The 12,726-nt window shown below is 68.2% G+C and carries 6 protein-coding genes; 2 read left to right on the plus strand and 4 right to left on the minus strand.

What is annotated here, in order from left to right; genetic code table 11:
• The first annotated feature begins 9 nt into the window (after positions 1-9).
• Both NLF94_RS14340 and NLF94_RS14345 read left to right on the plus strand, forming a co-directional pair.
• Positions 10-1,062, plus strand: a complete 1,053-nt coding sequence (locus NLF94_RS14340) for a M42 family metallopeptidase (RefSeq protein ID WP_254838310.1) — start codon at positions 10-12, stop codon at positions 1,060-1,062.
• A gap of 411 nt (positions 1,063-1,473) precedes the next feature.
• Positions 1,474-2,211: a halocyanin domain-containing protein gene (locus tag NLF94_RS14345; protein ID WP_254838311.1), complete on the plus strand. Its 738-nt coding sequence runs from the start codon at positions 1,474-1,476 to the stop codon at positions 2,209-2,211.
• A 149-nt stretch (positions 2,212-2,360) separates the two neighbouring features.
• On the opposite strand, the gene NLF94_RS14350 is transcribed toward NLF94_RS14345, so the two are convergent.
• The 4 genes from NLF94_RS14350 to NLF94_RS14365 form a co-directional block, all read right to left on the minus strand.
• Positions 2,361-5,087, minus strand: a complete 2,727-nt coding sequence (locus NLF94_RS14350; protein ID WP_254838312.1) for a CARDB domain-containing protein — start codon at positions 5,085-5,087, stop codon at positions 2,361-2,363.
• 210 nt (positions 5,088-5,297) lie between these two features.
• Entirely contained in the window at positions 5,298-7,985 is a 2,688-nt protein-coding gene (locus tag NLF94_RS14355) for a S8 family serine peptidase (RefSeq protein WP_254838313.1), read from the minus strand.
• 61 nt (positions 7,986-8,046) lie between these two features.
• On the minus strand, positions 8,047-11,421 hold the full coding sequence (locus NLF94_RS14360; RefSeq protein ID WP_254838314.1) for a choice-of-anchor L domain-containing protein: 3,375 nt from the start codon (positions 11,419-11,421) through the stop codon (positions 8,047-8,049).
• 133 nt (positions 11,422-11,554) lie between these two features.
• Positions 11,555-12,607 carry a PGF-CTERM sorting domain-containing protein gene (locus tag NLF94_RS14365; protein ID WP_254838315.1) on the minus strand — a complete coding sequence of 351 codons (1,053 nt, stop codon included), beginning with the start codon at positions 12,605-12,607 and terminating at the stop codon, positions 11,555-11,557.
• Positions 12,608-12,726: the final 119 nt, after the last annotated feature.

A 12,726-nucleotide genomic window follows, 5' to 3' on the forward strand; every position in this document is an offset into this window, starting at 1 on the left:
CAGGGGCGTATGAACGAGGGGCTCGACTACGAGTTGCTGGTCTCACTCACCGAGGAGCGGGGGGTACCGGGATACGAGGACCGCGTCCGCGAGCAGGTCCGAAGCGCGATCGAACCGCACGCCGACCGCGTCCGCTCGGACGCGATGGGTAACCTCGTCGGGACCGTCGAGGGCGAGGCCGACTACGACGTCGTCGTCGCCGCCCACATGGACGAGATCGGATTCATGGTCAGACACGTCGACGAGGAGGGGTTCCTCGAGCTGGACGCGCTGGGCGGGTGGGACCCCCGGATACTCCGCGCCCAGCGGGTGACCGTCCACACCGACGAGGGCGATCTCCCGGGGCTCATCGGGTCGGTCCCGCCGCACACGCTCGACGAGGCCGACCTCGAGGCCGAGCCGTCGGTCGAGGACGTCCACGTCGACCTCGGCCTGGAGAGCGAGACCGTCGAGGAGCGCGTCTCCGTCGGCGACCTCGTCACGATGGACCAGTCGACGACCCGGGTCGGCGAGTTCGTCACCGGGAAGGCCCTGGACAACCGCGTCTCCGTGTTCGCAATGCTCGAGGCCGCACGCCGTCTCGAGGCGCCCGACGTGAACGTCCACTTCGCCGCGACCACCCAGGAGGAGGTCGGTCTCCGCGGCGCGGAGGCGCTCGGCGTCGACCTCGGTCCGGACCTCGTGGTCGCCGTCGACACCACGGTCGCAAACGACGTCCCCGGCTTCGAGGCCGGCGAGCGCGTCACCGAACTCGGCGATGGCGTCGGCATCAAACTGAAGGACGCCAGTGTCATCACGAACCACAAGGTTCATCGTCGGCTTCGCGCGGTGGCCGAAGCCGACGACGTCGACCACCAGTTCGAGGTGCTCCCGGCGGGTGGCACCGACACGGGCGGTCTCCAGCGGGTCTCCGGTGCGACCCCCGCGGGCGCCATCTCCGTGCCGACGCGGTACCTCCACACGCCGACCGAGAGCGTCCACGTCGACGACGTGGCGGCCACCGTCGAGTTGCTCGTCGGCTTCCTCGACACCGAGGACGGCGACCACGACTATACACTCTGATTTTGTACGGCTGTTCGCTCTCGGCGAGCGGTCGGCAAGAACCTGGGGTGCGAGGTCGTTCGAGAGAGCTTTGCTCTCTCGTGATGACGAGAGACGCCGGATGGGTCTCTCGGACCACGGCTCCGCCGCCTCGGTATGTTGAACGGCGCCTGCGGCGCCGTGAAACATAGCGTGTACTCCGTCGGCTCGCTTCGCTCGTGCGGATGCTCGATAAAGCAGCCGCGAGCGCGCCGCAGGCGCGCGAGCGGTTCTCCGGCGGCGAGCGGAGCGAGCCGCCGGCCTTTTTTCATCGACGTTTTTCAAGGAGAGGTTCCCGCAGCGCGGCCCGCAGGGCCGCGCGAGGAAAACCGACGCGGAAAAAGGTCGCTGCGAATGAACAGATTCAGTACGGGGAGGGACCTAACCGCGACCATGAGTACGAACGAGGTGAGTCGTCGCGGGTTCCTGGCGGCGGCGGGGACCGCCACGGGGGCGGCCGCGGCCGCGACGGCCGCCGCACAGGAGAGTCCGACGGCGACGGCGGGCGGCGGCAACGAGTCGACGGCTACCGGCAACGAATCGACGGCCAGCGGCAACGAGTCCGAAGCGGGCGGCGGCGGCGGTGGCGGCGGCTCCGGGAACACCGTCCCCGTCTTCGGGTCCTACCTCACCGGCGCGAACCTCTACAGCGAGGAGAATGTCCAGGACGCGCGCGGCCAGGACGCGGTGACCGTCTCGGTTGGGGGCGGCTCGAACGGTCTCGCCTTCGACCCGGCGACCATCTGGGTCCAGCCCGGTACCACCGTCACCTGGGAGTGGACCGGCGAGGGCGGCGGCCACAACGTCAACACGAACGAGGGACCGGCCACCCTCGACAGCGGCTCGCCCGTCAGCGAGGAGGGCGCAACCTACGAGTACGAGTTCACCGAGGAGGACGCCGGTATCACCACCTACCGGTGTATCCCCCACGAGGGGCAGGGCATGAAGGGCGGCGTCGCCGTCGGCGACGACGTCGAGACGACGACCATCGAAACGGGCGGCGGCGGTCCCACCATCACCATCCCCGATCAGGCGCTCGCGCTGACCGTTGCGACCTTCTTCGCCATGACGACGACGCTGGGGCTCGGCTACTTCTTCATGAAATATGGAGGAGACTACGAGACCGAGTAGAGCGCCGTCGCCGACCGGCACCGGTTTTTGCGGCTGCCTTTTCGCGTCGAGCAGGTTCGAGAAGTAACGTTCCGTCGTCGAGTAGCTCCAGCGTCGGGCGTTCGCTCGCTACCGGTGTTCGGTAGTCGATTCGAGGTCCGGGGGAGCCGTTACTCCCGCCGGGTCGCCAGGACTGCGAGCGCGGCCAGCAGTGCCGCAAGCGCCGCGACGAAGCCGAAGCCGAACTGGTCGTCGGCGTCGGACGGCGGCGTCTCGTCGGTCTCGTCGTCGCCGGACGCCTCGGTCGGCGTCGGCTCCTCGGCCGGCTCGTCGTCATCGTCGTCGGACGCCTCGGTCGGCGTCGGCTCCTCGGCCGGCTCGTCGGTCGGTGTCGGCTCCTCGTCCGGCTCGTCGGTTGGCGTCGGCTCCTCGGCCGGCTCGTCGTCGGCCGACCCGCTCTCGTCGTCCTCGAAGTCGAAGACGGTCAGCTGCTGGGGCGGCCCATCGTTGACCGAGAGTTCGACGACGCCCACGGATTCGAAGACGACCTCCTGGGCGACGTTCTCGGATTCGCCGGGGGCGACCGAGATGGACTCGCTCGTGACCTCCTCGCCGTCGGCGAACAGCGTCACCTCAAGGGTACCGGTGATCGAGCCGTCGTTCGTGACCGTCGCCGAGACCATGACCGGCGCGCCGACCAGGACCTCGTCCTCCGAGAGGGTGATGCCGGTCACCGAGAGGTTCGGTTCGCCGACCGTGAGGGTCGTCGGCTCGAGACCGTTGACCGACAGCTGGTAGTCACCGAACTCCTCGTAGCTGGTGGTGAACTGGACGGTCCCGGATTCGCCGCCGTCGAGGGTGATGTTCTCGGTCGCCGTCGTGGTCTCGCCGGTCGACAGCACCACCTCGAGGGTGTCCGACGTGCTCTTGGTGTTCTCGACGGTCGCCTCCACGCCGACGGGCTCGCCCGGCTCGGCCTCGGTCTTGTTCAGCGAGTATTCCGTCACGCCGATGTCGACGACCGACACCGTCGTCGGATCGAGGTCGTTGACCGCCACCTCGTACTCGCCGATCTGCGCGAAGCTCGTGGTGAGCTCGACGGTCGTGGTGTTGCCCGGACCGACCGAGACGGACTGGGTCTCCTGGACCTCGCCGTTGCTCAGCAGTTCGACGTCCAGCGAGTCCGTCGTGCTCTTGAGGTTCTCGACGGTCGCGGTGACCGTGAGCGTCTCGCCGAGTTCGATCTCGGTTTTGTCGACGGAGTAGTCGGTTACGGAGATATCGGCGACGGTGACCGTCGTCGGTTCGAGGTTGTTGACCGTCACCGGGTACTGGCCGACCTCCGCAAAGGAGGTGGTGAACTCGACGGTAGTAGTGTTGCCCGGACCGACCGAGACCGTCTTGGTGGTCTGGGATTCGGCCGTGAGCGCGGGCACGTCCTCGCCGGTGTAGAGGGTCACGTCCGTCTCGCCGGCGAGTTCGCCGGCGTTCTCGACCGTCGCGGTGACGGTGAGTTCCTCGCCGGGTTCGACCTCCGTCGAGGACAGCGAGTAGTCCGTCACCGAGACGTCGGCCGATCCGACCTGGATCGCCGTCGGCTCGAGGTCGTTGATCGTCACGGTGTGGTCGCCGGCCTCGGCGAACGACGTCGTGAACTCGACGGTGTCGGAGCTGTCGGCCGGCACCGAGACGGTCTGGGTCTCGGCGTCGGTGCCGTCGGTCACAAGCGTCACGTCGATCTCGCCGCTGGAACTGCCGGTGTTCGTGAGGTCGGCCGTGATGGTGATCGTCTCCCCGGGGTCGGGGTTCGTCTTGTCGACCGAGTAGTCCGTCACGGCGAGGTCTGCCTGGACGACCGAGACCGTCGTCGGCGACAGGTCGTTGACCGTCACGTCGTACTGACCCGTCTCCGCGAAGGAGGTCGTGAACTGGACGGTCTCGGTGCCGCCGGCCGCGACCGAGACGGTCTGGGTCTCGGCGTCGGTGCCGTCGGTCACAAGCGTCACGTCGGTCTGGCCGTCCTGGCCGCCGGTGTTCTCGACGGTCGCGGTGACGGTCAGCTGCTCGCCCGGCCCCACCTGCGTCGAGGACAGCGAGTAGTCCGTCACTGAGACGTCGGAGGTGACAACCGAGACCGTCGTCGACGACAGGTCGTCGACCGACACGGTGTGGTCACCGGTGTCGCTGAAGGAGGTCGTGAACTCGACGGTGGTGGACTCGCCCGCGCCGAGCGAGACCGTCTGGTTCTCGGCGTCGGTGCCGTCCGTCACGAACGTCACGTCCTTCTCGCCGGCGATGGCGCCGGTGTTCTCGACGTTGGCGGTGACGGTCACCGTCTCGCCCGGCCCGACAGTCGTGTTGTCGACGGAGTAGTCGGTCACGGAGATGTCGGGCGACCCCGCGAGGAGTTCGCTGTCGCCGCTGTGGGAGACTTCGCTTGTGTCGTCGATGGCAGATGTACCGTCGAAGCTGTACGTCTGGTCGTTGGAGGCGTCCTCCGGGACGGTGACCGTGTAGACGACCGTTATCGTGTCACCGGCCGAGAAGTCCTCCTCGAGGGCGACCTCGATGAAGCCTGGATCGCTCACGCTAACGATCGGCAGCACACTGTCTCCATTCACCGTCGGTATATCTACATCGGCGCTGGCAAACTCCGGCGAGAAGTCGTCGCTGATGCCGACCCTGCTCCCGCCGTTTGCGAGCGTGGCTTCGATGGTCACCTCGACGGTGTCGCCGGGCTGGACCTCGGTGGCGTTGAGAGTCCGCTCGGAGCTGTCGACCTGTGCGGTCACCCCGCCAGCGAAGGCGACGACCGTCGCGGCCGACAGCGCCACCACCGCGACGATTAGAAGTACTGTCCCCCTGTCTTCGAACGCTAGTGTGGAATTCGTATCCATAGATCACGACCCCCAATCGGATGGCTTCCAGGGTAGGACACATCCGTTTCGACCACCGCCGCGACCGACGATGGTCCCCCCGCCAACCACCCAATCATGGACACTAATCACATGTCACGGACAGGCATTTATTCTTTGCGCATACTTTGGCGGCCAAAGACAGGACGGCGCCCGCGAGGGTGGTGTCCGAACGGCGACGCCGAACGTCGACTACCCCGTGACGGTCGCGTTGGTACGCCACTCGTCGATCGTCCCCCGGAACGACGCCGTCGAGAGGTGGCCGACCCGCCAGTCCTCGCTGGCCTCGCGCAGCCCCTCGTTTCCGATGGTGCCGTCCTCGGCGGCGTACGCCGTTATCGGCGGTTCCTCGACGAGGAGGTCGTCACGGACGGCGTCGTCCGGCGTTCCGACGACGTACTCGTAGACGCCCGTCGGGCGCGTCGCCGTCTCGAACTCGAAGGCGACCGTCGCCGTCTCGCCCGGCGCACCGTCGACCGAGCGGCCGGCCACCGTCTCGCCGCCGACCGAGAACTCGGCTGTCCCGTCGCCCGCGATGTCGCCGACGTTCTCGACGGTGGCCGAGACCGTCGCCGTCTCGCCCGCCGTCACGGTCGCGGGTGCCTCGACGCCGGTGACGACGAACTCGCTGGTCAGGTACTCGAAGGTGGCCGCCGCGCTGTCGTCGCCCGTCTCGATCCGGTGGTCGTACTCGCCGCCCGCGAACTCGTCGAAGGTGACGGTCCAGGAGACCTCGGCCGTCTCGCCGCCGGACAGCGTCACCTGCCGGTAGAACGACCGCTGCGTGCCGCCGATGTCGACCCGGTAGGCGACCGACTGTGTGTCCGTGTAGTCGCCCGTGTTCTCGACGACCGCGGTCGTCTCCAGCGTCCGGTCGGCGCCGACCGTCTCCCCGAACGCGGTCTCGGTGATGCGGAACGACGCCGGACGGGGGTCGGCCATGGCCTCGGTCGGCCCGGTCTCGACGACGACCGTCTCGTCGGTCCCCGCCACCGTGTGGTTCAGCGCGAGCGTCCCCGTCGCGTCGCCGTCGACCGAAACCGAGAGAGTCACCCGGGATGTGCCGTTCTCGACCGCCACCGTCTCGCCGGCGGCTACCTCCTCGCCGTCGACGCGGAGCGTCACGTTCTCGGCGCCGAGCGTCCCCCGCTCGCCGTCGACTGCCACCGCGTACGTCTCCAGGTTCGCCACCTCCAGTTCGACGTCGAAGCTCTCGCCGGCGGCGACGACGTCCGGCTGGCCGGCGTGAGTCCGGACGTCGACCGTCTCCGAGACGACGAGGTTGGTGCTCCCGCTTCCGCCGGCGGCGACGTCGACAGTCCTGGAGGCAGCGGTGTAGCCGAACGGGTCGACCGTCACGGTCCGGCTTCCGGGCGGGACCGGTATCGAGAACCGCCCCGACTCGTCCGTCAGGCCGGTCGTCCCGTGGGCCGTCCGGACGACGACGCCGACCGCCGGGGCACCGTCGGCCGTCTCGACGGTGCCCGCCACGCTGCCGTCGTGGACGGCGGCGGTGACGGCGCGGTGGGCGTCGACGACCCCCGCGCCGTACCGGTCGTCGGGTTCCGTCGAGGGGTCGGGGTGCACGGCCGACTCCCGGAGGACGGACTTCGCCTCGGCCCGCGAGAGACTCCCGTTGGCCGAGACCATCAGCGCGAGCGTCCCCGAGGCGTACGGCGCGGCGGCGCTCGTCCCGGAGACGGCGGTGTAGCCGCCGCCCGGGGCCGCGCTGACCACGTCGACCCCCGGTGCGGCGACGTCGGGGACGACGAACGTCGCCGGCCACGAGGCGGGCGCGTCGTCGCCCCAGGCCTCGCTGGTGTCGACCGTCTCGCCGCTGGAGAAGCCCGGAACCTCGCCGTCGTCGTCGACCGCGCCGACCGCGACGGCGTCGTAGACGTTGCCCGGCGACCCCGTCTTTCCCTGGCCCGTGTTGCCGCTGGAGGTCACCACGACGGCGCCCGACTCGGAGGCCGTCCGTATCGGCTCGACGAAGGCCTCCTCGTAGACGCTGTCGTCACTGGCGGGGATGCCGAAACTCATACTGATGACGTCCGCGTCGCGCTCCAGCGCCCACTCGATGCCCGCGATGATCTGGGCGAAGGTACCGCCGTCGTCCAGCACCTTCCCGTGCAGCAGTCGCACGTCGGGAGCGACGCCGATGTACTCCCCACTTGCGGACCCGCCAGCGACGACGCCCGTGACGTGGGTGCCGTGCCCGCTCGGGTCGTGCGGTTCCGTGTCGAGGCGGTCGCCGCTGGCGTCGAACTCCGCCCAGCCGTTCTCGGCGAGGTCGATGTCGGGGTGGTCGTCGTCGACGCCGGTGTCCAGCACCGCCACCGTCGCGTTCGCCCCGCGGGTGTCGAACGACCCCCAGGCCGCCCGGGCGTTCACCTGGCCGAGGCCGTCCTCCTCGGCGTCGTGGGTCTCGGTCTCGACGACGCCGTCGGTGGCAACCGGCGTCGACGGCCTCGTCTCGAAGTTCAGGTATATCTCCTCGACCGCCTCGATGCCCGCGAGGTCGGTCCCGACGTCGACGCCCTCCGTGGCCCGTATCAGGACCGCGTTCGTGACCCAGAACTGCCGGAGGACAGTCACACCGTCCGTGCGACGGAGCCGTTCGACCGGAGCGGACTGCGCCTCTAGGCGGGCCGCCCGCAACGACTCGGCGTCGTCGCGGCGCGTCCCACCGTCCGTCTCGAACCCCACGAGCAGTTCCCGCTCGCCGTCGGCGGACTCGACGCCCGGGTGGACGTAGACATCCTCGGAGCCGTTGTCCGCCGCCGCGGGCACGGCGACGCCCGGCAGCGCGACGACGGCCAGGGTGGCCACGAGCACGAGGGCCGCGACCGTCCGCGGCGACGGCGATGTGACGCGCATTCGGAAGGAGATTCGGTCGATGGTACTTATGCTCCCGGAAACGGCGGGACGCGGAGAGCGGCTACTGGGGCTCCTTGGTCCGCCAGGCCTTGACCGTGTCCCGGAGGGTGTCGGTCTCGATGTAGTTCGTCCGCCACTCCTCGACGGAGTCGCGCAGCCCCTGGTTCTGGACGACGCCGGCGTCGTCGGCGAACGTCGACACCGGGACCTCGACCTCGATGGTCGCGTCGATGGTCTGGGTGTCGTCGTTCTCGGGCGCTATCTCGACGCTGCCGGTGTAGGAGCCCTCGGCGGCCCCGTCGGGGATGGAGACGCTGGCGTTGACGACCTGCGACTCGCCGGCGGCGAGCGTGAAGTCGTTCTGCTCGAAGGAGACCGCCGAGCCGTCGATGCTGGTCGTGCCGTCCTCGTGGTCGAAGCCGGTGGCCGACAGCGACACCTGCCCGAGGTCGCTGTCGCCGTTGGCCTCCTTGATGGTGGCGCCGAACGACGACGACCCGCCGCGCTCGACGCCGTCGATGGAGACGTCCGCCGAGGTCGCCATCTTCGGGTCCAGCGTCGGCACGTCCGTGCTCTCGACGTCGAAGTCGACGGTCGTCGCCTCCGCCTGGACGCTCTGGGAGACCGTCCCGACCTCCGGCGTGACGATCTCGACCTCGTACTCCGTCTCGAGGTCGCCCTCGATGGTGACGAACTCCTGTTGGTCCTGGCCGGTGTCCCGACCGGAGTGCGTCGAGTTCGGAATCCCCTCTTCGATCCCGTTCGTGTTGTAGTTGTAGCCGGTGTGGTTGCCGTTGCTGTCGTAGACGTGCAGGTCCGAGTAGTGCGGCTCGCCGGAGTAGTTGAGCTTGATGAGCGCCTTCTGGGTGTCGGAGGCGACCGAGTAGGTGTAGGTCTCCTTCTGGCCGTCCTGCATGCTGTCGTTGGCGACGGTCTGGACCGTACACTGCTCGTTGACCTTGAACGAGCCGGCCGTGGTGTTCTTCTCGACGGCGTAGTAGTCCGTCTCGCAGATGCCGACCGGGACGACGTCGTCCCAGCCGGTCGGGACGTCGATGGTCGGCGAGACGGCGAGGTCGACCCGCATCGCCCCCGACAGCACGGTCGTGTCCAGCGGCGCGCGGTAGGTGACGTCGAAATCGCGGGTCTCGCCGGGCGACATCGGGCTGTTGTCGCCGGAAATCTGCGGCACGTAGCCCGCCCAGTCGTTCTGCCCGTGGAACAGCTGGTACTCCGCGTTCAGTTTGGGCTTGTACTCGACGTCGGAGGTGTTCGACACCGTGATCGTGCCCGTCGCCTTCCCGAGCGAGGAGTCGTTGACGCTCTGGCCGGACCACAGCGACTTGATGGAGTTCCACAGCGACCCGAAGAACCCGAGGTCCTCCTCCTCGGTGACGTTCGGCAGCGAGACGTCGAGTTCGCCGTCGGCCTCCTGGGCAGCCCCCCACTCGAGGAGGAGAACGAGGCCGTCCTTCAGCAGGTCCTTCGCGCCGAACTTCGCGCCGTTCTTGAACCCGGTCAGGAAGATGCTGGACTGCGTCTGGGTGGCCTCGTTGTCGGTGTAACTGTTCAGGATGGCACCGAGGTTGACCCCCGTGCCCCAGCTATCGGCCAGCGGGTTGCTCACGCTCAACTCGGTCGTCTCGACGCCGTCGATGGCGTACTCGGCGGTGTAACCGCCCGCACACTTCGCGGCGGTGTAGCCGGCCATCAGCCCGGCCGTCCCGATGGCGGCGGCCTTCAACAGGAGGACCGCGGCCGCCCCGACGGCCACCTCCTCCTCGACGTCCTGGGAGTCGACGCCCGAGCCCAGCGTCTCGGAGTGGACCTCAAGCCAGGTGTTGTTCGGCACCGACAGCACCTCCTCGGCCTGCCGCTCCTTCTGGTCGATGAACCGCTGGGCCCGGTTCTCGAAGCGCTCGGCGAGGTTGTTCACCGCCGCCGTGAGCGTCTGGTACTCGCCGGCACCGGGGTCGTAGTTCTGGCCGATGAAGTCGAACACTTCCTGCTGGACGTTCCAGCTCTCCCCGACAATGTTGGCGAAGGTGCTGCCGCCGTCGAACAGCAGCGGCGCCTCCTGGCCCTGGGCGGACCCGAGGTGGTAGGCGGTCATCTGCTGTTTCATCGTCTCGAGGGTACTGTCCGTCGAGACGTTGGCGAACAGTTCGTCGTAGAACTCGTACAGCGCCAGCGCGCGCTCCTCGGTGACCTGGAAGTCGCCCTTCTCGTTGGCGGAGTTCAGAAGCGAATCGAAGGCCGCCGCGTTCTCCTCGCCGAACTCGCTTTCGGACACCTGGCCGGCCCGGTAGCCCCAGGAGTTCACCAGCGTGTTCGCGAAGGTGTCGCCGAGTTCGTTGTAGAGAGTAGCGATGTAGTGGGCCTGCGCCTTCATCTGGCTCTCGAGCAGCGTCTTGAAGGCGTCCTCGTAGCTCTCGAGGGCGGCCCTGAACGCGTCCGTGTCCGTCTTGACGTCGTTGGTGAACCGAAGGTTGTCGAGGAACACCCCCGAGTCGTAGATGCCGTCGCTTGCGTCGGCGACCCGGAACAGAATGGTCAGTTCCTCGCCCTGGTAGGCGGAGATGTTCCTCGTGACGGTCTGTAGCTCGGTGACGGCGTTGAACGCGGTGTCCTGTGGGTCCGGCAGCGGCGGGCTCGGGCTCTGGGAACTCCCGCCGGGCGTGTTCGCCACCGTATCGGCCACGTCGAGCGTCACCGATTTGCCGTTGATGAGTGCGATGTTCTCGAAGCCGTCGGGCGTAAACAGAACCGCCTCGAAGAAGTCCTGGAAATTGGACCCGAGGAAACTCGGGCTCTCGTCGCTGACGAACCGGTAGTCGAAGCCGATGCCCTGTGCGTCCTCGGGCACCTGGAAACTGATTTCGATGTCGGCGACGTTGAACGCGTCGTACCCGTCGGGCGAGTAGTCGTTGAACGACCGCCCGTTGGAGACGTTGGTGCTGAGGAACGTTCCGGGGTCGCCCGGTGCGTCGGCCGCCAGCCCCGAACTCAGTACGACGAACTCCTCGCCCTCCAGCGGGAACCCCTGCATCCCGCTGCCGCTGTTGACGGTGCTGTCGAAGCGGGTGGCCTGCTCGTTGGCCCCCGCGAAACTCGCGTTCGTGACGACGTTGTTGAAGTTCGTTGTCGCTATGGCCGCCGCGAGGTCGTCGGAGAAGGCCTCGGCCCGAATCGTGCTCCCCTGAATCGTCTCGCCCTCGCGTTGCTGCTGGGTGCTCGACGACGCCGAGGCAGCGACGCCGGCGAGTCCGGGAATCCCGGCCGCCGCCGACGCCCGCATCAACAACCGCCGCGACAGTCCTATCGACGAATCGTCGTCCTCGGTCGGTCCGTCCCGGTCGCCACCCCTGGCCCCGCCAACAGACCCGTCGGAATCCGACTCTTCGTCGTCTGTTTGTCGATGGCTATTGCTTGCCATGGGCTATGCCATGATGTAAGCATAAAAAAACCTACGGATAAATTATATTCCATATGACTACGTTAAGGAACGAATACTGATCGTAGAGAGGACCTCCCTCTTCGGGTTCCGACTATTGTAATATCGTCAATACTTATCTGCGGTAACGACGCCCTACCACGAGCGCCGCCGCGAGCAGGGCGACGAGCGCGACCGGGACGCCGAAGCCGGGGCTGTCGTCGGTGTCGGTCGAGGCGGCGGTGCCGTCCGTCGCCGTCGGGGACGACGCCGAGTCCGTCGTCGAGGGGTCCGCGTCGCCGCCGTCCTCGTCATCACTGCTTCCGTCCTCCCCGGTCGGCGACGACTCCGACTCTTGAACCGGCGACGCGATGGGCGTCGGGGTCGGTCCCTCCGCCGGCGTCGAGTCATCGGCCGCCTCGACGGTGACGGCCGTCGCCTCCAGATCGTTGACCGTTACGTCGTAGCTCCCCGCGGCGTCGAACGCCGCCTCGAGATCGACGGTCCTCGATTCACCGCCCCCCAGCGCGACCGTCTCGTTGGCCACCGTACTGCCGTCGACCAGCAGTTTCACGTCGAGGTTGGCGGGGTCGTTTCGGCCGTTGGCGACCGTCGCCTCGACGGCGAGCGTCTCGCCGACGTTCAGTTCCGTCGCCCCGAGGTCGTACCCCGTCACGGCTATCGACCCGTCGCCGACGCTCAGTTGGCCGTCACCCTCGTGGGCGACGGGGTCGGTGCTGTCGATGGCCGCCTCCCCGTCGAAGGCGAACACCTGCCCGTCCCCGGTGTCCTCCGGGACGGTCACCTCGTAGACGACCGTTATCGTGTCGCCGGCCGAGAAGTCCTCCTCGAAGCCGACCTCGATGAAGCTCTCGTTGGTCGCGGCGATGACCGGCAGCGTCGACTCCCCGTTGACCCGGGTCTCGGTTATCTCGACCTCGGCGAAGCCCGGCGAGAAGTCGTCGCTTATCGCCACGCGATTCCCGCCCTCGGCCAGTCGCGTCTCGACGGTCACCTCGACGGTCTGTCCCGGGTCGACCTGGGTCGTCCCGAGGGTCCGCTCGGAGGACTCCACGGCGGCGACGGCGCTGCCGACCAGAAGCGACGGGAACAGAAGCGCAGACGCGAGGAGTGCGGCGAAGCCGACGACTGCCGCCCGCCGGAGGGCCGACGGACCGCCGTCGTTCACGACCGAACCACCCCGCCAGCGGGCGCCCGAGCGACCCCCGTCTCGACTGTCGGCGTCTCGATTCTCGAACGGCCGTGTCCGGGCCACCCCACCATGTACGTTCCCGCCACGACACCGAG

The organism is Natronomonas marina, from assembly GCF_024298905.1.
In the GTDB taxonomy this organism is placed as follows: Archaea; Halobacteriota; Halobacteria; order Halobacteriales; family Haloarculaceae; genus Natronomonas; species Natronomonas marina.